19 protein-coding genes are annotated in these 21,511 nt (G+C 61.8%); 10 read left to right on the top strand and 9 right to left on the bottom strand.

What is annotated here, in order from left to right; translation table 11 throughout:
• Window positions 1-5: 5 nt before the first annotated feature.
• Window positions 6-374, bottom strand: coding sequence for an ArsR/SmtB family transcription factor (locus tag ACQY5P_RS00280; RefSeq protein ID WP_428408832.1), 369 nt, complete (start codon window positions 372-374; stop codon window positions 6-8).
• Window positions 375-643: 269 nt separating this feature from the next.
• On the opposite strand from ACQY5P_RS00280, the gene ACQY5P_RS00275 reads away from it, so the two are divergent.
• Window positions 644-1,120 (top strand): nuclear transport factor 2 family protein, encoded by a 477-nt coding sequence (locus ACQY5P_RS00275; protein ID WP_428408831.1) that lies wholly within the window; start codon window positions 644-646, stop codon window positions 1,118-1,120.
• A gap of 67 nt (window positions 1,121-1,187) precedes the next feature.
• Here ACQY5P_RS00275 and ACQY5P_RS00270 read toward each other — a convergent pair whose 3' ends face one another.
• Complete coding sequence (locus tag ACQY5P_RS00270; RefSeq protein ID WP_428408830.1) at window positions 1,188-1,799, bottom strand: urate hydroxylase PuuD; 612 nt, start codon at window positions 1,797-1,799, stop codon at window positions 1,188-1,190.
• A gap of 200 nt (window positions 1,800-1,999) precedes the next feature.
• A complete protein-coding gene (locus tag ACQY5P_RS00265; protein ID WP_428408829.1) occupies window positions 2,000-2,965 on the bottom strand; it encodes a GIN domain-containing protein in 966 nt (321 codons plus the stop codon).
• Between the two features lie 309 nt (window positions 2,966-3,274).
• On the opposite strand from ACQY5P_RS00265, the gene hutI reads away from it, so the two are divergent.
• The 5 genes from hutI (at window position 3,275) to ACQY5P_RS00240 (ending at window position 9,869) form a co-directional block, all read left to right on the top strand.
• A complete protein-coding gene (gene hutI, locus ACQY5P_RS00260) occupies window positions 3,275-4,474 on the top strand; it encodes an imidazolonepropionase (RefSeq protein WP_428408828.1) in 1,200 nt (399 codons plus the stop codon).
• A 248-nt stretch (window positions 4,475-4,722) separates the two neighbouring features.
• Window positions 4,723-5,667 (top strand): diacylglycerol kinase family protein, encoded by a 945-nt coding sequence (locus tag ACQY5P_RS00255; protein ID WP_428408827.1) that lies wholly within the window; start codon window positions 4,723-4,725, stop codon window positions 5,665-5,667.
• Window positions 5,667-6,644, top strand: a complete 978-nt coding sequence (locus ACQY5P_RS00250) for a hypothetical protein (protein ID WP_428408826.1) — start codon at window positions 5,667-5,669, stop codon at window positions 6,642-6,644. The genes ACQY5P_RS00255 and ACQY5P_RS00250 overlap by 1 nt, the downstream gene beginning before the upstream one ends.
• A gap of 1 nt (window position 6,645) precedes the next feature.
• Window positions 6,646-7,437 carry an alpha/beta fold hydrolase gene (locus ACQY5P_RS00245; RefSeq protein ID WP_428408825.1) on the top strand — a complete coding sequence of 264 codons (792 nt, stop codon included), beginning with the start codon at window positions 6,646-6,648 and terminating at the stop codon, window positions 7,435-7,437.
• Between the two features lie 239 nt (window positions 7,438-7,676).
• On the top strand, window positions 7,677-9,869 hold the full coding sequence (locus tag ACQY5P_RS00240; RefSeq protein ID WP_428408824.1) for a TonB-dependent receptor: 2,193 nt from the start codon (window positions 7,677-7,679) through the stop codon (window positions 9,867-9,869).
• A 136-nt stretch (window positions 9,870-10,005) separates the two neighbouring features.
• On the opposite strand, the gene ACQY5P_RS00235 is transcribed toward ACQY5P_RS00240, so the two are convergent.
• Window positions 10,006-10,863: an N-acyl homoserine lactonase family protein gene (locus ACQY5P_RS00235; RefSeq protein ID WP_428408823.1), complete on the bottom strand. Its 858-nt coding sequence runs from the start codon at window positions 10,861-10,863 to the stop codon at window positions 10,006-10,008.
• 134 nt (window positions 10,864-10,997) lie between these two features.
• Here ACQY5P_RS00235 and glpK point away from each other — a divergent pair, with 134 nt between their 5' ends.
• On the top strand, window positions 10,998-12,488 hold the full coding sequence (gene glpK, locus ACQY5P_RS00230; RefSeq protein ID WP_428408822.1) for a glycerol kinase GlpK: 1,491 nt from the start codon (window positions 10,998-11,000) through the stop codon (window positions 12,486-12,488).
• Between the two features lie 17 nt (window positions 12,489-12,505).
• A complete protein-coding gene (locus tag ACQY5P_RS00225; protein WP_428408821.1) occupies window positions 12,506-13,357 on the top strand; it encodes an alpha/beta hydrolase in 852 nt (283 codons plus the stop codon).
• Here ACQY5P_RS00225 and selD read toward each other — a convergent pair.
• Complete coding sequence (gene selD / locus ACQY5P_RS00220) at window positions 13,354-14,403, bottom strand: selenide, water dikinase SelD (RefSeq protein WP_428408820.1); 1,050 nt, start codon at window positions 14,401-14,403, stop codon at window positions 13,354-13,356. The two genes, ACQY5P_RS00225 and selD, sit on opposite strands and share 4 nt — an antisense overlap.
• A gap of 91 nt (window positions 14,404-14,494) precedes the next feature.
• Between selD and mnmH the strand changes: the two genes are divergently transcribed.
• Window positions 14,495-15,559 (top strand): tRNA 2-selenouridine(34) synthase MnmH, encoded by a 1,065-nt coding sequence (gene mnmH, locus ACQY5P_RS00215; protein ID WP_428408819.1) that lies wholly within the window; start codon window positions 14,495-14,497, stop codon window positions 15,557-15,559.
• Between the two features lie 16 nt (window positions 15,560-15,575).
• A complete protein-coding gene (locus ACQY5P_RS00210) occupies window positions 15,576-16,301 on the top strand; it encodes an SDR family NAD(P)-dependent oxidoreductase (RefSeq protein ID WP_428408818.1) in 726 nt (241 codons plus the stop codon).
• 9 nt (window positions 16,302-16,310) lie between these two features.
• Here the strand turns inward: ACQY5P_RS00210 and der are convergent, their stop codons facing one another.
• The 4 genes from der to ACQY5P_RS00190 form a co-directional block, all read right to left on the bottom strand.
• Window positions 16,311-17,687 carry a ribosome biogenesis GTPase Der gene (gene der, locus ACQY5P_RS00205; protein ID WP_428410701.1) on the bottom strand — a complete coding sequence of 459 codons (1,377 nt, stop codon included), beginning with the start codon at window positions 17,685-17,687 and terminating at the stop codon, window positions 16,311-16,313.
• Between the two features lie 28 nt (window positions 17,688-17,715).
• Window positions 17,716-19,110 carry a PQQ-binding-like beta-propeller repeat protein gene (locus ACQY5P_RS00200; protein ID WP_428408817.1) on the bottom strand — a complete coding sequence of 465 codons (1,395 nt, stop codon included), beginning with the start codon at window positions 19,108-19,110 and terminating at the stop codon, window positions 17,716-17,718.
• A gap of 3 nt (window positions 19,111-19,113) precedes the next feature.
• The gene (locus ACQY5P_RS00195; RefSeq protein WP_428408816.1) at window positions 19,114-19,971 is read right to left on the bottom strand and encodes a tetratricopeptide repeat protein; all 858 of its coding nucleotides are present in this window, start codon (window positions 19,969-19,971) and stop codon (window positions 19,114-19,116) included.
• Window positions 19,972-20,174: 203 nt separating this feature from the next.
• Window positions 20,175-21,509, bottom strand: coding sequence for an aminotransferase class III-fold pyridoxal phosphate-dependent enzyme (locus ACQY5P_RS00190; RefSeq protein WP_428408815.1), 1,335 nt, complete (start codon window positions 21,507-21,509; stop codon window positions 20,175-20,177).
• Window positions 21,510-21,511 lie beyond the last annotated feature (2 nt).

The raw sequence follows: 21,511 nt of genomic DNA, 5'->3' as shown, positions 1-21,511 counted from the left end.
CTCTCCTATGAGGAATTTGCTGCTTTCGTCGGCGCCGTCCACAGGCGCCGCGCTTGGGTGATGCTGGATTTGGGAACGCCGTTGAGACGGCCCTCCACAAAGTCCAGACCGTCGATGATCCATCCGGCGATTTCCGGCTGGATCAGATGATAGAAATGGTGGCGGCCGTCCCGCCGCTCCTCGACGAGGCGATGCGCGCGCATCAGGCTCAGATGCTGAGATACGCGGGCGCCCGGCAGATCGAGGTTTTGGGCCAGCGTGTTCACGTCTTTCTCGCCGGTCCGCAATTCCTCGATCATCCGGATACGGTCCGGATGGGCGATGATCTTGAAGATTTCGGCGAGCTCTCTCGCGACAAGCTGGCGGCCTGGCATTCCATTTCCCTCCTTGAGCCCGCAATGGCGGGGTCAGGGCTTCTCGCACGGCGAACGGAACGCGATATTCTGACATGCCGCCGCGCATCTGCATACTTGCAAGATTTTGCAGATATGCAGACATATGGAGCAGCACCCGGGCATTTCAAGACCCCGGACGCGAAAATCGAACACTTTCCGCCGCAAAAGCGAACCGGCTCGCCGCAACAGCCTTGGCCACGGCGGCCGGGCTGGTCTTACCCTCCGCTCAAGCAACCGGGAGACGCCTCATGAAAGCCACCGCCGCCGCCCTTGCCTTTCTCGCCCTTGCGCCCGTCGCCGCCCGGGCGGAAACCGCTCCGGACCGCACCGCGGACGAAGCCGCGCTCACCACAATAAAGACCGACATCTGGCCCGGATATTACCGAAACCAGGACGCCGAAGGCCTTGCCGCTTTCCTCGACCCCGCCTTCGTCAATATCGGGCCGGACGGCGCAGTCTCCACGCGCGCCGACGAGCTTGAGGGGGTCAAGGCCGAGCCCTGGAACCCTTCGAATTTCCGCTATGAGGTCGGGAATTTCGTCTGGCTGAGAGACGATCTCGTTATCGTCGTCGGCCAGGGGAGCAGCGACCGGCGGAATGAAGAAGGCCAACCCTGCCGGCATTCCTATACGTCTTCCAACCTGCTCGAACGCGCAGCCGATGCGCCGAATGGATGGCGGGCGCTTTCAAGTCATGTTTCGGGTGTGAAATGCGAGAAGGCGTAACGCGCACGGTTTTAAAATATAAAAGGCGGCGCTCTCGCGCCGCCTTTCTCTGGTTCGGTTCTGTCTTCTAGATGTTCTGCGCGCTGACCATGGCGAAGAGCATCGGGATCGACAGCAAGGTGTTGGTCCGCGAGAACAGCATGGCCGTGCGCGCCGATTTCGCCTTCGCATCGGCGGCGAGGTCCGGATATTTATTGGCGATGTTGAGCGCCTTCTGCTGGTTCGGCCAGATAATGAACCAGACATTGAACCACATGATCGCGCCGAGCCACATGCCGATGCCCAAAAGGACATGCGTGCGGACGGCGAACCCGTCGACCGCGCCGATAGTCAGAACCTGAACAAGATAGCCGTTCAGCATGGCGAGGATCAGCCCTGTCGCGATGGTCGACATGGCGCCCCAGCGGAACCAGAATAGCGCCTTCGGCGCGATGTGCTTGCCGATGGCCGGCTTCTGCTCGTCGGGGATCGCCGGCATGGTTGGGATCTGGACGAAGTTGAAATACCACAAAAGCCCGATCCACATCACGCCGGACAGAACATGCAGCCAGCGGAAGAAAAAGCTCCAATAGGCCGGTCCGAAGGTCCCGCCCATGGACATGTAGATAATCACCAACAGCAAGGCGAGGACGAACCCCGCAATCACCGTATTGCGCAAATTTGAAAGTATCGCAGCCATCGTCCCTCTCCTGCTCTCTGTTTGATTTCTTCTGCTGAGCAACTGTCCTGATGGAAACATTCCGGATGCCGACAAATGGCCAAGCGCCGCCGTCGGGCCGGATTTCAAAGCATTAGAACGCGAATCGGGGGCGGCGCGCAATATGCGCCGCGCCCGCCCTATGTTGCAGCGCATACAGAAAATCAGTGCGGGGACTTGGCCTAGTCTTCGTATCGGACGCCGTTCACATAGATCGCGCCGCCCTTGCCGTGGCGGGTGATGCGGCCATTGACGCTGTCCATGCGCACTTCGGAAGAGCCGTACATGGTGAGCTCCGGCTGGGTGACGGCGCCGCGGAAGAAGACGCCGCCGGAGCCGTCGATGAAGGCGCGAAGCTTGTCGGTGCGGCCGGCCTTGACCGCAACGGCGCCGGAGCCGGCGATCCTGACGGTCATGGGCCCGTCCATGCGCGTCGCGCGCACAAGACCTGAGCCTGCAATCGAGATGTCGAGCATCCCGTCGATATCGCCAAGAACCACATCGCCCGGTCCCGCAATGTCCACATCGACGATGGAGGCGTCGCCGGTGCGCACGTCGGCGTCGCCGGAAACGTCGATTTCAAGGCCCCCCTTCACATTGCCGGTGACGAGGCGCGAGCCGTGCACGACGCCGATGACCGCCTCGCCGAGATCGCTGGTTTCGCCATAAACGTAACACGCGTCGAGATTGAGCGCGCCGCCAAGCCGCTCCATGTCGAGCTTGATGCGCGCATCGATGAATTCAACATCGCCCTCGAAAGGCATCAGAATTTCAATGGTCGGATAGGCGGCGAAGAGCGTTTCATCCACCGGCTCGCCGTCTTTCAGCGTGCGGCCTTCGCGCGGCTCGAAGGTGCGGGTGATGCGCCGGTCGCAACAATCGAGACCGTCATCCTCTTTCCATCTCTCGCCGGTGATGACGAGGACCCCGTCTTTTTCTTCCAGTTTCAAAGGCGCGTAGGTCTTGCCCTGGCGGATGGTGATGTCGACTTCATCGCCGCTCGTCGTCTTGATATCGACGGTCCCGGTGAAGTCCCGAAATGAAACATCGCTGAGATTATAGGTCTCGGCCTTCGCCGCCGCGCCGAAAGCGGCCCACAGGACCGCCGCGCCTGCAATCGCTGATTTCCATTGGATTCCCGCCGTCATACGCTTCACCCTTAAGTCCGGCGCCCCGTTCTCATCTTAACCCTGCGCCGTCCCAAAATCAGCAAAAACCGCGCCGCAAGTCATGCCTTTGCCCTTGACGGCGTGACGGTCACCTCCAGTTGTGAGCTATTCCCTCTCCCGCTGGCGGGAGAGGGTTAGGGTGAGGGTGGACGACGTTGCAATATGGCGCAAACCGAGTTCGTTTTGAGCAGAGGCGCCACCCTCACCCCCGACCCCTCTCCCGCCAGCGGGAGAGGGGAGATTCAGTCCTGAACATTTCCAACTTTACCGGCTATCCCTATAAGCCGGATGATGTACGACCTCCTTTTCACCAATGCGACGCTGGCGGCGATGGCCGGGCCGAAAGCCTATGGCCTCGTCGAAAACGCCGCCATCGCGGTGAAAGACGGCCGGATCGTCTATGCAGGACCCATGGCGGATTTGCCGGACGCCGCGGCGAAAGAAACCGAAGACCTTGAAGGCCGCCTCGTCACGCCAGGCCTCATCGACTGTCATACCCACCTTGTTTATGCGGGCGACCGGGCGAGCGAGTTCGAGGCGCGGCTCCTCGGCAAAAGCTACGAAGAGATCGCGCGCGCCGGCGGCGGAATCCTCTCGACCGTGCGCGCCACCCGCGCCGCAAGCGAGGATGAACTTGTCGAGACGGCCCTGCCCCGTCTCGACGCGCTGATCGGCGAAGGCGTCACCACGATCGAAATCAAATCCGGTTACGGACTGACGCTTGAAGACGAACTGAAAATGCTGCGCGCGGCGCGGCGGCTTGGAGACGAGCGTCCAGTGCGCGTGAAGACGACGCTTCTCGCGGCGCACGCCTTGCCGCCGGAGTTCAAAAACGCAGACGACTACATCGCTCATGTCTGCAGCGACATCATGCCCGCCGCCGCGAGCGAGACCCTTGCCGATGCGGTCGACGGCTTCTGTGAAGGCGTCGGGTTTTCGCCGGCGCAGATCGAACGGGTTTTTGAAAAAGCATCTTCGCTCGGACTTCGCGTGAAACTTCACGCGGAACAATTGTCCGACCTCGGCGGCGCGAAGCTCGCCGCGCGCTACGGCGCCCTTTCCGCCGATCATCTCGAATATCTGAAACCCGAAGACGCGCCCGCCCTCGCCGAAGCGGGAACCGTCGCCGTCTTGCTGCCAGGCGCGTTCTATTATCTGCGCGAAACCAGACTGCCGCCCATAGACGCACTGCGTGCGGCAGGCGTTCCCATGGCCCTCGCCACCGACTGCAATCCGGGCACCTCGCCCATGACCTCGCTGCTTCTCGCCATGAATATGGGCTGCACCCTGTTCCGCCTGACGCCCGAGGAAGCCATGGCAGGGGCGACGCGCTGCGCCGCCGCCGCCCTTGGCCTCGAAGACGCCGGAACCCTGAACGCGGGCAATTCCGCCGACTTTTGCATCTGGCGCGCCCGTCATCCGGCTGAGCTCGCTTATGGCGTCGGCGCGAACCCCCTCCTGAAACGGGTGTTCAGAGGCCGTTCATAGCATCACAAAGCTTTGAAACCCGGGATCTGGCCCTTGCCCGCTAGGGCGCCTATTTCCCCGATTGAAAAGCTGAGCCGGTCAGTGGATAAATATGGCCGTTTTGTGACATCATGGATAAAGGGGGCGTGCCGGAGGACAGTCCGGCGGCTGTTTTATTGTGATGCCCTCCGGGCCCGGGGGCTCGGTTTAAAATTTGACTAACTGCTTGCGGCAGAGACTACGCCGGAAGAGTTGACAGGTGTGTGGAGATGTCGACGGCGTCGATGATTATCAATGCAAAGAGCAGCCGCAACGCTTCGCTTGCGGATGAGCTTCTTTACGTCACGAAACGCTACGCCGACATTCGCCCCTACGTTCTCGAGCGGATCGAGGATCTCGTGCCCGCTCTTGAAGACATCGAAAAGGGCGACTCGAGCACGCTGATCCTCGCCGGCGGCGACGGCACCATGCAGGCGGCGATCACCAGCGCCATCAACCGCAAGCGCTTCCAGACGCAACCCAGCTACGTCGCTCTCCCCTGCGGCATGACCAATGTCATCGCCAATGATTGCGGCTTGCAGGGACCGCCCGCGACATCGCTCGACAATTTCCTGTGGCGGCGCGGCCGCGGCGAGGTTTCGCGTCTCGAGCGTCCGCTGATCGGCATGCAGTTGTCGGAACGTCAGGATCCGATTTACGGCTTCTTTCTCGGCGCCGGCCTCTTTCACACCGCGGTTCAATTCAGCCGGCAGAATGTTCAGTCCATGGGCGCCAAACGTTCGCTGGCGCTGGCCCTGTCGGTGGCCGGGTTCATCATGAAATCGGCTTTCGACAATTGCGAGGGCCCGGCGCCGCTTTCCGCCGAGATCAAGGAAAATGGCGGCGACTTCGAACCGCGCGATCTTTCGTTCATCGCCATGACGACGCTGACAAAGCTCTCGGCCGGCATCTTCCCCTTCTGGGGCGAAGGCGCCGATCCCATGGCCGTCACCGCGATCGATTACCCGCGGAGCAAACTGCTTCAGGCGGCGATGCCGGTGCTGCGCGGCAAGGCCAAGCCTTGGTTCGCCGAGGCTGGCTATCACAGCTGGAAAAGCCGTGAAATGCGCCTGCGTTTCGACGGGCCTGTGGTTTTCGACGGCGAGATATTCCATACGGCGCCCGGGGAAGACCTTATTCTCAAGGTCTCCGAAAAAGCCGCCTTTCTCATTTGATGACATCACATTCGCACCAAACGGCTGCGCAAGAGGCCGCGCTTTCCCTGTTGCGCGGGGAGATACGCGCCGTATCGGCGCCGCCGCTTAAGGAACCGTCGCAAATTCTCGTCGATGCGCTGGCGGAAAAACATACAGGCGCATCCGTCCTTTTCTATGGTTCGGGCGCCAGCGTCGCGCGCGAGGACGACCCGTCGAGCGTCATCTACGATTTCTATGTGATCGGCGAGAGTTATGACGCGCTTTATGCTTCCAGCATGATGAAACTCGCCAACAAGCTCATTCCGCCAAACGTCTTTTATTTCGAAACGCCATCGCCCTTTGGAATCTTGCGCGCGAAATACGCCGTTCTTTCCATCGATCACTTTGAAAAGCTGGCGAGCGCGGAAACCTTTCATTCCTATTTCTGGGCGCGTTTCGCCCAGCCTTGCCGCATTCACAGCGTGTCGCCGGAGATGACGGCGCGGCTTGAAACAGCGCTCGCCAATTCGATTGCCGTATTCTGCAAACACGCAGCGGGACTCGTCGGCCGCTCGTTTACTGCGAGAGAGCTATGGCTGGCGGGGCTCGGCGCCTCCTACAAGGCGGAGCTTCGCGCTGAGGACGAAACCCGCGCGGGCAAGCTTATCGACAACTATGGCGGCTGGACGGCAAACGTGACGGCCCCGGCGCTCACTTATGCCGGTCTTGAAAACACGGTTGAAGGAGGCGTCATCACTCTTAAAGAAAAAGCGCCGGACACGGCTCTTGGCTGGCGGCTTCGTGCGATGCAGGGCGCGTCGCTTTCTGTCCTCCGTCTTTTGAAAGGCACGCAGACCTTCAAGGGCGGCATCGATTACATCGCCTGGAAGATCAACCGCCATTCCGGCGTCGATCTTCAAATTACCGACTGGGAGCGCCGCCACCCCCTGCTCGGCGCGCCGGGCGCGGCGCTGCGCTATTACAGGCTTCGCGGTCAGGATAAAAAAGGCGCGTGACATGCCCCGCTTCAGTACGAAAGACGCCGACATCCACTATGAAACCATGGGCGACGGCCCGCCGCTGCTGCTGATCGCGGGTCTCGCCAGCGACAATGCGAGCTGGGGTCCGGTCTCGCCGATGCTGTCCAGACATTTCAAACTCATGATGCCGGACAATCGCGGCGCGGGACGCACCAAGACCGATGCGCCGCTATCCATCGACGCCATGGCGGAAGATTGCGCCGCTTTACTCGATCATCTGGAAATCGACAGAGCGCATGTCCTCGGTCATTCCATGGGCGGTGTGATCGCCATGACTCTCGCCGCCAAATCGCCGGAACGCATCGACAGGCTCGTTCTCGCGGCATCCTGTGCAAAGAAACCGGCGCGCACATTTTCGGTGATCGACACACTGCTCTTGTTACGCGAGGCAGGCGTCGGCGACGAACTCTGGCTGCGGTCGTTTTTTCACTGGCTGTTCAAACCGAAATTTTTCGAAAACAAGAACGCCGTGGACGCCGCCATCGCGCTTTCCATAGCGTATCCTTACGCACAGTCCGTCACAGACCTGCGCCGTCAGGTGGACGCCGTTCGCACCTATGACGCCAGCGCGCTGCCCGCCGCGCTCCAAGCGGAAACATTGCTCCTTGCGGGCGAGCATGACCTGATGTTTTCGCCCGAGGAGATAGAAGACGCCTTTGCGGCGGCGCCCGATGCCCGGCTTCACATTCTTCCGGGCGCGGCGCATTCGCTACACTGGGACGATCCGGCGGGTTTTGCCGAAAGCGTGATCGCGTTTCTGGGCCGCTGATCCTCCATTGCTTGGCCGTCATAAAAGCGTTAAACAAGCCGCCTCGCGCAACCGTGCGTGGGCTCCGTCGCCGGGTAAATCGGCGTCCTCACCTGAGGGGCGGCGTTCAAATCGGGAGCGTCCGCTAGGCAAGTAAAACGCCGGCAAGCGGGCGGGTCGGCGCGAGGCATTGGAGACGGCATGCATCGAGTAAAACGGCGCAGCCGCGCTTCGCCAATGTGAGTAACGGAAACGCCCCCATGAAAAAATTGATACTGGCTACCGCCCTTTCCGGCGGCGTCCTGTCGAGCGCGGCCTTCGCGCAGGCCACGGATGAAATCTTCGTCACGGCGCAGCGCCGCGAGCAAAGCCCGCAGGATGTGGGCGTCGCCCTCAACGTCTTTTCCGGCGCCGATCTCATTGCGCAGGGAACGCGCAAGATCAACGCGCTCGAAAACTTCTCTCCCAATCTCGAAATCGAAAGCCAGTTCGGTTCCGGGCAGCCGAGCTTTTCCATTCGCGGCGTCGGCTTCCGCGATTACGCCACCAACAATGCGCCCACCGTCGGCGTCTATGTGGACGATGTCGCCTATCCGATCCCGGCGATGACGCAAGGGGTGATCTTTGATGTTGAACGTGTCGAAGTGCTGCGCGGGCCGCAGGGCACGCTTTACGGGCGCAACACCACCGGCGGCGCCATCAAGATCATCAGCGCGCAGCCGACGGATGAATTTTCCGCGGGCGCCGTCATCGAGGGCGGACGCTTCGGCCGCGTCGATGCGGAAGCGTTCGTCTCCGGGCCGCTTGCGGACAATATCCGTGTGCGGCTTTCCGGCGCGACGGCGCAGGGCGGCGCGTGGCAGACCAACCGCGAGACCGGCGAGGAGCTTGGCGACGCCGAGCAATATGCGCTGCGCGGGCTTGTCGCCGTCGACGTGACGCCGGATGTGGAGGCGATCTTCAACCTGCACGGCTTTATCGACCAGTCCGACGGGCTCGGGCTTCAGCTTTTCAACGATTCCGCTTTCAGCCCCCTCGCCCATGACCGCGGCGAGACAAGCTGGGGCTCCTCGCCGGAATTCGCGGCGCTGACCGGCATATCGGAAACGCAAGCGCCATTCCGAGACAATGAAGGCTGGGGGACGAGCCTGACTGTCAACGCAGGCCTCGGCGGCGCGACGCTCACTTACATTGGCGCCTATGAGGTTCTCAACCGCAAAGAGTTCAACGACTATGACGCGCTCGAGCTCGGCGCGGCCGGCGTCTTTTTCCAGTCGAGCGCCGACGTCATGTCCCACGAGCTGCGTCTTTCCGGCGAAAGCGGCGCGCTCAACTGGGTCGGCGGCCTTTATTATTCCGAAGAAGATCTCGGGGAGCTTTATCAATCCGATTTCGCCGCGAGTTTCGGGCCAGGCTTTGCGGTCTCGACGCCGTATAACCAGAATGTCCGCACCATGGCGGCCTATGTTCACGGCGAATACGAATTGTCGCCGCTGGTCTCGCTCATCGCCGGGCTGCGTTATGAGGACGAAGAGCGCAAGCTGCGCGATCTCGGCACGTTTGCAGTTGTTACGGGGCCCTTGAACTTCGCCAACGAAACAATCGACGGCACGCGCGAGAACCGCGATCTCAATTCCGACAACCTTTCCGGCAAAATCGGCGTCGAACTGACGCCGGCTAACGATGTGCTGCTCTATGCGCATGCGAGCCGCGGCGTGAAGTCCGGCGGCTTCACCGCCTACAACACGCTGAACCCCAATGCGCTGACGCCGTTCCTGCCGGAAAAGCTCAACGCCTTCGAAGCCGGATTCAAAACCTCGTTCGGCGACATGCTGCAGCTCAACGGCGCGGCCTTCTATTACGATTACAAGGACCAGCAGGTGCAGTCGGCGATTTTCGACGCAGGCACCGGCGCGGTCGTCGGCCGCATCGTCAACGCCGACAGCGAGATTTACGGCGCGGAGCTAGAGGCCGTGCTGACCCCCTCGCCCTGGCTCACCATCGGGCAAACCTTCGGCTACAAGACCGGCGAGTTCACCGAGTTCATGGATCTCGACATCGCCGCATCGACGCTCGCAGGCATGGAAGTCCTCACCGACCGCTCAGGCCAGGATCTCGGCTTTCCGAATATCAGCTATCTCGGGTTCGTCGAGGCCGAAACGCCGGTTGCGGACGGCTGGTCGGCGCGCGCGCGTTTCGATTATTCCTATCGCGACACGCTTTCCCTGCCGCTTCTCGGCGCCGCTTATGCGGTCGGCGATTACTGGCTTGCAAATGCGCAACTTGCTTTCGGTCCCGATGACGGGCGCTGGGACCTGGCGCTCTGGGGGCGGAACATCTTCAACACGGAGTATGATGAAACCCGCAACTTCTTCATCACTGGCGGCGCGGCGGACATCGCGGCGCCCGGCGCGCCGGCGACATACGGCGCAAGAGTGAGCGTGAGGTATTAGAAAGGGACGTCATCCCGGATGCGCTGCAATATGAAATATTGCGGCGCTGATCCGGGACCGGTCTCGGCTTGCCGATAGCGATCCCGTGTCTGCAGCGCGTCATTTCATGCCGCGCCGCGCACGGGATGACGCCACTCTAATCCAGATAGTCCGGCAGTCGCGGCAGGGCTTCGTAATCCGCCATCACATGCTGGATGACGACGCGCGCGCCGGTTTCGGCCGCAATTTCTTCGAAGCGGTCCATGGAAGCGAGCGTGTCTTCGACATTCGTATTGAATTTCGGCACGAGCCGTTTTTCGCGCGACTCCTGCAGATGATAAAGGTCGCCGGAGAGCAGCACCGGACCTTCGTTCTCCAGCTTTACAAGCAGCGATTTGTGCCCCGGCGTATGGCCCGGCATGTCGAGTATGGTCACGCTGCCGTCGCCGAAGACATCGTGATCGCCGTCGAACTCAACCGTCTCAGCACCTTCAAGATCGCTATAGAGCGGAAAAGTCTGTTCGTCGGCGCGCGCCTCGTCGCGGAACATATGCGCGCGTTCGTCCTTGTCGATCAGGAAAGTCGCGCCGGCGAACCGGCCCGCATCGCCGATATGATCGAAATGCGAATGGGACGGCGTGAAATAATCCACGTCATCCACGGTCAGACCGATTTCGGCGAGCTGCATTTCGATGGTTTTGGGCATTTCCATCGTAAACGGTCCGGAGGTGACGCCTTCCTCGCCCGCATCATGGATCGCCGCGGGCAGCCCTGCATCCCACAAGAGATCGCCGTCCGGATGGCGCACAAGAAAACACATGACCGAGCCGTAATTGGTGCGCCCGTCATATTCATTGCCTTGCGTGAAGAGCGTCAGATCGTTCATCTGAATGCGGCCGCAGTCGAATGTGTAAAGCTTTACGCCGGCCGCGCCGCTCGCAGGTTTCTCCCCTTGCGAACAGGCGGCGAGCGCCAGCGCCGCCGCAGCAGCGGCCATCGATAAAACTGTCTTCATTTCGCTCTCCCAAAAGATGTCGGCGCCCTGCCTATCAGGGTTCATGGAGGTTGGAAACAATCCGCAACATTAAAGGGTTTTGAGGCGTTGAGGTTCACGGTAGACTGGCGAAAACAAAAAGGCCGGGAGCGAACATGACGGACTTTGAAGCGCCATACATTCTCGCCATCGATCAGGGCACCACATCGAGCCGGGCCATCGTGTTCGACCGCAACGGGCGCAGGGTTTCATCGGCGCAGGCCGAGTTTCCGCAGCATTACCCGCAAGACGGCTGGGTCGAGCACGACCCGGAAGACATCTGGTCGACAACGCTGGCGACGGCGCGCGAGGCTTTCGCTGCGGCGGAAAAAACCGGCGGCGAAATCGCGGCGATCGGCATCACCAATCAGCGCGAAACAACCGTGATCTGGGACCGCAACACCGGGGCGCCCATCTACAACGCCATTGTCTGGCAGGACCGGCGCACGACGGATGAATGCGCAAGACTGCGCGAAGAAGGCGTTGAGACCCATGTGGCGGCGCGCACGGGGCTTTTGCTCGATCCCTACTTCTCCGCCACGAAAGCGGCCTGGATTCTCGACAATGTCGATGGCGCGCGGGCGCGCGCCGAAAACGGCGACCTCGCCTTCGGGACGGTGGATTCGTTTCTGATCTGGCGGCTCACAGGCGGCGAACGCCATCTCACCGACGTGACAAACGCCAGCCGCACATTGCTTTACAACATCCACGACAATCGCTGGGACGACGCGCTGCTCGAGAAATTCCGTGTGCCGAAGGAAATCCTGCCCTTGGCGCGCGACTGCGCCGAAGATTTCGGGATGACCGATCCGGCGCTGTTCGGACGGGCGGTGCCGATTTGCGGCGTCGCCGGAGACCAGCAGGCGGCGGCCTTCGGCCAGGCCTGTTTCTCGCCCGGCGACATTAAAAGCACCTACGGCACCGGCTGTTTCGTCGTCATCAATACGGGTGACAAGCCGCTCGCCTCGCACAACAAGCTGCTTTCCACCATCGCCTGGCGCCTTGACGGCAAGACGACCTACGCGCTTGAAGGCTCGATCTTCATCGCCGGCGCCGCGATCCAGTGGCTGCGCGACGAATTGCAGATCATCAAGGATGCGAAAGAAACGGCGGCGCTCGCCGAAAGCATCGAAACCAATAACGGCGTTTATCTCGTGCCGGCCTTCACCGGGCTCGGCGCGCCGCATTGGGCGCCGAAAGCGCGCGGACTGATTTCCGGACTGACGCGCGGCGCCGGACGCGCGGAGCTCGCCCGCGCAGCGCTCGAAAGCGTCGTCTATCAGACGGCGGACCTGATGACGGCCATCGCGCGCGATGGCGCCGAAACCAAAACCTTGCGCGTCGACGGCGGCATGGTCGCCAATGACTGGCTGATGCAGTTTCTCGCGGACATTCTCGGCCTCCCCGTGGAGCGGCCGAAAGTACTGGAGACGACGGCGCTTGGCGCGGCCTATCTCGCAGGCCTCAAGGCCGGCGTTTATCAGGACATGGACGAAATCGCCGAGCGCTGGCGTCTCGACGCCCGCTTCCAGCCCGCCATGGCGCCGGATGCGCGCCAGCGCAACCTCGCCGGCTGGTCCGACGCGTTGCGCCGCACGCTCTCTTAATCATCAAGGTAGGTTTTATGCGTTTTCTCGCCTGTTGCATCATGCTGCTCGCCGCCGCCTGTGCGTCTTCTCCACAAGCTGAAGTCCCGGCAACGGCGCCTGCCGTCGAGCCCATTGTCATTGGCGAAAGCCGGCATATCCAGTCAGCGGCGCTGGGTGACACGCGCACCTATAATGTCTGGCTGCCCCCGTCCTATGCGGAAGGCGATGCGAAATATCCCGTGCTTTATGTTCTCGACGGCGGGTTGCAGCAGGATTTTCATCACATATCCGGCCTTGCGCAGCTTTCGACCATCACCGGCATGTTCCGCGATGTGATTGTCGTCGGCGTCGAAACCGTCGACCGCCGCGCGGAACTGACCTCGCCTTCTGCTGATCCGCGCGACCGGGAAGATTTTCCAACCCACGGAAACGCCGCAGGCTTCCGCGCGTTTCTCACCGATGAAGTCATGCCCGATGTCGCCGCTCATTACCGCGTCAGCGGGGAGAGCGCGCTGATGGGCGAAAGCTTCGCCGGGCTCTTCGTGATGGAGACCTTCCTCACGGCGCCGGAGAGTATCAACAGCTATATCGCCATCTCGCCGAGCCTGTGGTGGGACAACGCCGCGCTCGCCAAAGGCGCCGGCGAGTATTTGCGCAAAATGCCAGAGAAGGAGGGCAAGCTTTACCTCGCCATCGCCAATGAAGGCGGTCTGATGCGCGAAGGCGTTCTCGATGTGGTTACGGCGCTCAAGAAACAGAAAGTCCCAGGCCTCGCCTGGAGCTTTTCGGACCGGCCCGATCTCGAGCATTCAAGCATCTATCACCGCGAAGCGCTGGATGCGATGCTCTGGGTGTTTGCAAAACCGGAAGAAAAGAAAACGCATTAGCCGATACGGATCGACGGCGCGCCTTCCATCACCGCACCGATCACCGTCGCCGAGGCGTGACCGTGTTTGCGGAAAGCGGCGATGACCGCGTCCGCAGCCTCGGGCGCGCAGGACACGAGGAGACCGCCCGACGTCTGCGGATCGGTGAGCATGTCGCGCGAGGTTTCCGGCCAGTCCGCCGGCGCCTCGATCCATTGTTTCACGCTTTCCCAATTCCGCCCCGACGCGCCGGTCTTGACACCTTTGTGCAAAAGCTCGCGCGCGAGATCGAACACCGGCACGGCGCTTTCCTCGACCGCCGCCGCCACGCCGCTGCCGCGGCAGATTTCCGCAAGATGACCGAGAAGCCCGAAGCCGGTCACATCGGTCATGGCGTGAACGCCGTCGATTTCCGCAATATCCGCCCCCGGACGATTAAGCAGCGTCGTTGAGGCGATCATCTCCTCATAGCCTTCAGGCGTCAGGATTTCTTTCTTCAGCGCCGCGGAAAAAACCCCGACGCCGAGCGGTTTGCCGAGGATCAGAACATCGCCGCTTTTCGCGCCGTCATTACGCAACAGCCGATTTGGATGAACGAGGCCCAAAGCGACAAGACCGTAAATCGGTTCGGCAGAGTCGATGGAATGACCGCCCGCCACTGGCGCGCCCGCCGCCTCGCTGACGCTGCGGCCGCCGTCGAGAATGCGCCGGATCGTCTCCGTCGACATCTTGCCGATTGGCATCCCCGTAACCGCCAGCGAAAAGATCGGCCGACCGCCCATGGCGTAAACATCGGAAAGCGCGTTGGTCGCGGCGATGCGCCCGAAGTCGAAGGGGTCATCGACGATCGGCATGAAAAAATCCGTGGTGGCGATCACGGCTGCGTCGTCGGAAATCCTGTACACCGCAGCGTCGTCGCTTTTCGCCGCATCGACGAGGAGCCCCACATGGGTTGCCGCCGCCGGCATGGAGCTCAGAATTTCCTGCAGCACATTCGGCGCGATCTTGCAGCCGCAGCCGCCACCATGGGCGAGCGAGGTGAGGCGCGGTTCAGACACGGGCGGCATGTCCCTCCTTCTTGGCCCCGCTGCTTGCGGGCGGCTCCAGACAGTCTAGAACACCCCTTTTCAGCGTCGCGCAAGCGCTTTCGGAAGAGGCATGATCGAAACCATAACCGATATCGGGGCGGAGAGCCTGGCGCGCTTCGACGCGATCATCGACGTGCGCTCGCCTTCGGAATTTGCGGCGGACCACCTGCCCGGCGCCATCAATCTGCCCGTCCTCGACGACGCCGAGCGAGCGGAAGTCGGAACCATCTACAAGCAGGAATCGCGGTTCACGGCGCGCCGCGTCGGCGCCGCCTATGTGGCGCGCAATGTCGCCCGGCATCTTGAAACCGCGTTCGCTGATCGCCCCAGCAAATTCCATCCGCTGATCTATTGCTGGCGTGGCGGCATGCGCTCCAACGCCATGGCGACCATCCTGTCGCAAGTCGGCTGGCGTTGCGGCGTCTTGCAGGGCGGCTACAAGACCTGGCGGCGGGCGGTGACGGCGGATTTGCGCGACAGCGAGGCGCCGTTGCCGGTCGTCCTTCTCGATGGCCAGACCGGCGTTGCGAAATCGGAAATCCTGCGCGCCGCGGAAAATGAAGGCGCGCAAATTCTCGATCTCGAAGCCCTCGCCCGCCATCGCGGCTCAGTCTTCGGCGGCTATGAGGATGATCCGCAGCCGGAGCAAAAATATTTTGAAACGCTGATCCATGACCGGCTGCGCCGCTTCGACCTGAAAAAGCCTATTCTTGTGGAAGCCGAATCCAATCGCATCGGCCGGTGCGAAGTCCCCAAGCGATTGTGGACAGCGATGCAATCGGCACCCCGGATCGCCCTAGCAGCCCCCATAGAGACGCGCGCGGACTATCTCCTCACCGCCTATCCCGACATTACCGGGGACCGCGCAGCGGCCCTTGAGGCCATCGGGCGGCTGGCGCCGTTCCACTCAAAGGAAACCGTCGCGGAATGGAGAAATCTCGCCGAAGCCGGCGCCTGGCGCGCCCTCGCCGCGGACCTCATGCGCGCCCATTACGATCCGGCCTATGAAAGAAGCCGGAAACGCGGACGGTGCGGCCCGCCACTGGCGCAATTTCGGCTAGATGCGCTCGACAGCGCGACATTTGAGCGGGTTGCGAAGGAGATCGCATCCGCCCTATTGAGCGCTTCAAACTAAGAGAAAGCACGTTTTCATGACTCTCCCCGATCTCTCCGGCAAGACCGCGCTGGTCACCGGCGCCTCCCGCGGCATCGGCCGGTCCATCGCCGTCGGCCTCGCCAAGGCGGGCGCCCATGTGCTGGCCCTCGCCCGCACCACTGGCGCGCTTGAAGAAGTCGATGACGAGATCAAGGCCGCGGGCGGCAAGGCCTCGCTCATTCCCATGGACCTTGTCGAAGCGGACGGCATTGAACGCCTTGCCGATGCGCTGACCGAACGCTTTCAAGCGCTCGACATTCTGGTCCTCAATGCCGGGTCCCTCGGCGAACTGGCGCCTTTGCCGGATATCGATCCGCGCGTCTGGAAGCATACGCTCGACCTCAATGTGACGGCGAACTGGCGGCTGATCCGCGCGCTTGATCCGCTGCTGCGAAACTCAACAGATGCAAGGCTCATCGGCCTGTCATCGCGTGTGGGCGGCGAAGCGGCGAAAGCGTTTTGGGGAACCTATGCGGTGACGAAAGCGGCTTTCGACATGCTGCTGAAAACCTATGCGGAGGAAAACGCGAAAACCTCCGTCAACGTCTCGCTCATCAGCCCCGGCCCCATGCGCACGGAAATGCGCAAGCTCGCCATGCCGGGCGAGGACCCGGAAACCTTGCCCCATCCAGACGAACTGTTGCCGCTGGTTTATCATCTGCTGACGCGCAAAGAACGCGAACCCATGCGCGTTTCGTTCAAGGACTGGAAGGGCGCCTGACGCCAAAAGTCAGCGCTTGTCCTTATTGTCATAAGGATTGCCCGGCTTTTTGAGAATCAGCCGGATCGGCACCGCCTTGATGTCGAAGGCGTCGCGAATGCCGTTGATGAGATAGCGCTTGTAGGACGCGGGCAAATCCTCCGCGCGGGTGCATTGCGCCACGAAAGTCGGCGGCCTTGTTTTCGTCTGGGCGATATAACGCAGCTTGATGCGCTGACCCGAGACCGCCGGCGGCGCATGGCGATGCACCGCTTCCTGCAGCCAGTCATTGAGCTCCGGCGTCTTCACCCGCGCGTTCCAGTCCACATAGACTTTCGTCACCGCAGGCATCAAGCGATTGATGCCTGCGCCTGTCAGCGCGGAAAAGGGCGTGATCGGAATATCCGGCGCCTGAGGAAGAAGCCGCGCCGCCATTTCGCGGATTTCGCGCATCTTCGCGTCTTTGTCTTCGATCAAATCCCATTTGTTGACGGCGATGACGAGCGCACGGCCCTCGCGCAATGCAAGGTCGGCGATCTGCAAATCCTGTTTGTCGAAAGGATGCTCCGCATCGAGCAGCAAGACCGCGACCTCAGCGAATTTGATGGCGCGCAACGCGTCGGCGACGGAGAGCTTTTCGAGCTTCGCCTGAACTTTCGCCTTCTTGCGCATCCCCGCCGTGTCGAAGAGCTTCACCGGCCAGATGCGGTCCGGCCCCTGCCATTGCCATTCCACGGATATGGAATCGCGGGTGATCCCCGCTTCGGGGCCTGTGAGCAGGCGTTCCTCGCCGATGAGTTTGTTCACCAGCGTCGACTTGCCGGCGTTCGGGCGGCCGATGATCGCGACACGCAGCGGCTTTAAGGGATTATCCCACTCGGCTTCTTCGTCGAGCTCTTCCTCGTCTTGCGTCTCGGCGAAGAACGGCTCGAGGGCGTTGTAAAGCTCGCCCATGCCCTCGCCATGCTCGGCGGAAATGGCGATGGGCTCGCCGAGGCCGAGCTCAAAGGCGTCGTAAAAACCCGCTTCGCCCGCCGAGCCCTCGGCCTTGTTCGCCAAGAGGATCACCGGCTTGCCGCTGGAGCGCAGCAGCGAGGCGAAGGTGCGGTCGAGGGGCGTCACGCCGGCGCGCGCATCGATGAGAAAGAGACAGGCCGCCGCTTCCGCAACGGCGGCGTCGGTTTGTTTCCTCATCCGGCCTTCGAGCGCAGCCTCCGGCGCTTCCTCAAGCCCCGGCGTGTCGACAACGGTGAAAGTAAGATCGCCAAGCTTCGCGTCGCCCTCGCGGCGGTCGCGCGTCACCCCCGGCGTGTCGTCGACAAGCGCGAGACGTTTGCCCACAAGCCGGTTGAACAAGGTGGACTTGCCAACATTCGGACGGCCGACAAGAGCGATTTTTACCGGCATGTCCTCGCCAAGCGGCCGCACGAGCGCCTTAGCGCAGGGCGATCAGCTTGCCCTCTTCGGTCAGGATAAAGACTTTCTCTCCCGCAACCACCGGCGACACGACGGAGCTGCCGTCAATGTCGTCGGTCAGCGTAATCTCGCCTGTTTCGGGCGCGACTTTCACTATTTCGCCTTCGGAAGACACGAGGATCAGGCTGTCGCCCGCGAGAACGGGACCCGCCCAGGTGATGCGGCCTTTTTTCTTTTTCTCTTTTTTGTAACGGCGCAACTCGGTCACCCAGACAATGGCCCCGTCATTACGCGAGACGCAGACCAGTTCGCCATCGACAGAAACGAGAAAGATGTAATCTCCTGCAACCCACGGCATCTGCAGGCTGGCGATGGACGCCTCCCATACGGGGCGGCCGGTGCGGATATCGATCGCCGAAAACCGCCCGCCATGGCTCACCACATAGACAAGGCCGCGGTCGATCACCGGGCTGCCGGCAATGTCGTTAAGCGTCGCCAGCGACGTCAAGCGCGACTGGCGCGCCAGCGTCATGTCCCAGACCGAGCGGCCGCTGTCGGCGAGAAACGCGACAAGCTCGCCGGAGGAGAATGGCGCGACGACAAGGTCGCCCGCCGCCGCCGGGCTCGACGAAGAGAGAAACCGCGCCGCCTCTTCAAAGGACTGGAAGCTCCAGTCCCTTTCGCCGGTTTCCTGATTAAGGGCGAGAAACTCATTGGTGTTGGTGGAGAGATACACGCGGCCGCGATAGGCGGTCGGCGGCGTGCGCGCCGGGGCTTCGGTTTTGACGCGCCACAATTCCTCGCCGGTCTGGGCGTCGAGCGCGGCGACGAAACCGAAACCGGAGGTCACGAAGATGCGTCCGTTTTCAAAAGCGACGCCGCCGCCAAAACCGATTTCCGCCGGATTGGGGCCTCGTAATAGATCGCGGATGCGGAACCGCTCGTCGATATCCGGCGCAAGCTCCGTGCGCCAGACGATGTCTCCGGTCTCCGTGTCGAACGCCGTCACTTTCGTTTCGGCGTCCAGAACGAAGACGCGGGTGTCGACGACGATGGGCGGCGAAGTCAGGCGCGCGCGGCGCGCTGAAGCGTCGCCCACATCGGCTTTCCAGAGGGTCTTGAGTTCAAGCGGCGCGCTCAAATGGTGTAGCGTATGGTCGGCCTCGCCGCCGGGCTGGGTCCATGAAGCGTTCACATAAGACGGCGGAATATCGATGGTCGTTCCCGCATAGCGCGGGTCCGCAATGAGTTGTTCATCGAGCGCGAGGATCGAGATGCGTTCGTCGTCTTCCTCTTCTTCTTCGGCTTTTTTGTCTTTATCGCCGCCGATGCCGAGCGTGCCGCAGGCGGAAATCAGCGCAAAACCGGACACTAGCAGAAGCGCGCGCCAGACAGGGAGCGAGGGAAATTTCATGTTTTACTCTTCGTGATTGTGGCCGTCATGGCCGTCTTCAGCGCTATCGTCCCCGTCAGTCTCTTCAATTGGCGTCTCGTCAATTGGCGTTTGTTCAACTGCCGTCTCTTCAACCGGCGCAGCGGCGTCAGGCGCTTCTTCCTGAGCGGCGTCGAGCCCGAGAGACTGCACGAGATCGTCAACCCGCAATTCGCCTGAAATATTCACCCCGGCGCGACCAGCCTCTGCGAGCGCCGCGAATTCCTCGGCGCGTTCGCGCACGCCTTCCGGCGTTTCAAGATCGAGCGACAGCGCAGTGAAGGTCGCGACAGCGCTTTCGTAATCCTTGGCATTGAGCGACGCGACACCGAGAATCTCACGCGCATAATAGCTGAAGGCGCCTTCCTCTTCGGCGATGGCGTTGACGTCGCCCATCACTGCGTCGCGTCCGTCGGCGAGCGCCAGATAGCCGGCGCGAATGCTTGCGAGATCGCGGATGCGTTTCGGCGCGCTGCCCGATGCAATGGATCGGTAAATCTCGAGCGCTTTCAGGCGCTCCCCGCCCGCCGCATAGGAGGAAGCCCGGCGCAAGGAGGCGAGAACGGCGTATCCGCCGCTTTCCGAGGCCACGGTCTCAAGGGCCGCCCGGCCGGCGTCCGTGTTCTGATTCAGAAGATCCAGCGCAGCGCGGTATTCCAATGCTTGCGCCTGGGCCTCCTGGGTCTTTGTGTGGTTCCAGAACTGCCAGCCCGCGACGCCGACAACGATAGCGACGGCCCCGACAATCAGCGCAGTCCCGTATTTGCGGAAGAAATCCCATGTTCGGTCTTCTTCAAGCGCCTGGTCGACTTCTTTCAGTAATACGCTGTCTTCGTTGGCCACTTTCGATTTCCTGCCCTAATCGGCGCCGGGGTCCGCCCTAAATCTCGTCCCGAGAGCCGCCCCGCCCCTCGGAGAGCGCCGGTTCTAACGGCCTTTGAAGCCAGTGGCAACGCGGAGGCGAAGACGGGGCCGGCGCATCGCGCCTCCCCGCAAATCGGGGACAAAGATGGCGATTTCAAGCCGGGCGGCTTTAAGCTGTGGCCCTAACCGGTAGCTCTCAGCCCCGCGCGCAGCGCCTCGACCGTCTGGTCGATTTCGGCCCGGCCCATAGTGAGGATCGGCGCGATGGCGAGATGGTCGCCATTGGCGCGGATGGCGACGCCGTTCTCATAGGTTTTGAGGAAAACCTCGCCGCCCCGCGCGCCGGGCGCGCCGTCGCGGGGGGCGACCGTCACCCCGGCGGCGAGTCCCACATTGCGGATATCGACGACATGGGGCTCGCCCTTGAGGGAATGCACCGCCTCCTCGAAATACGGGGCGAGCGCCTTCGCCTGATCGTAAACGCCCTCCTCCACGAAGATTTTTTGGGTCGCCAGCGCCGCCGCGGCCGCCAGCGGATGGCCCGAATAGGTATAGCCGTGGAAGAATTCGACGCCGGCCGGCATCGCGTCCATGAACGTGTCGTAGATTTCCTTGCGCACAATCGCGGCGCCCATAGGGACCGCGCCGTTATTGATCCCCTTGGCCACGGTGACGATATCCGGCTCGACGCCGAAATAGGTCGCGGCGTTCGGCGCGGCCATGCGCCCGAAGGCGGCGATCACCTCGTCGACGATGAGGAGAATGCCGTGCTTCTTCGTCACTTCGCGCAAGCGCTTCATGTAGTTTTTCGGCGGCACGAAAACGCCGCCGGAGCCCGCGAAGGGTTCAACGATAACCGCCGCGATCGTCGATGCATCATGCAGGGCGATGATCCCTTCGAGCTCCTTCATGAAGGGTTCGACATCGATCTCCGGTTCGCCCTGGGTGAAGGCTTGTTTCGACATGTCATAAGGGAATGTCAGATGATCGACGCCGGGCAGAAGGCTGCCGAAAAACTTCCGGTTGTTGACCATGCCGCCGACGCTGATGCCGCCGAAGCCGACGCCATGATAGCCGTTGACGCGGCCGATGAGGCGCGTGCGCGTCCCTTCGCCTTTGAGGCGCTGATAGGCGATGGCGATTTTCAGCGCCGTATCCGCCGCTTCCGAGCCTGAGTTCGTGAAGAACACATTGTCGAGCTCGCCGGGGAATTGCGTGGAAATCACATTCGCCAGTTCGAAAATTTTCGGATGGCCGAAATTAAAGGCGTTGGAATAATCGAGCTCGTCGATCTGCGCCTTCATCGCTTCGGTGATTTTCGGATGACGATGCCCGACATTGCAGCACCACAGGCCCGAGAAACCATCGAGAATCTTCCGTCCGTCGCTGGTGTGATAGTAAAATCCTTCGGCGCGCTCATTGATGCGCGGGTTCGCCTTGAACGCCTTATTCGGCGTAAAGGGCATCCAGTAGGATTTCAGCCAGTCGTTCTGGCCGGTTTGCGTGTCGCTTGCCATTT

Origin of the sequence: Hyphococcus sp., from assembly GCF_965267305.1 — a bacterium.
GTDB lineage: Bacteria > Pseudomonadota > Alphaproteobacteria > Caulobacterales > Parvularculaceae > Hyphococcus.
Note: the sequence above shows the minus strand (reverse complement) of the source record. Positions and strands in the feature narration are given on the sequence as shown.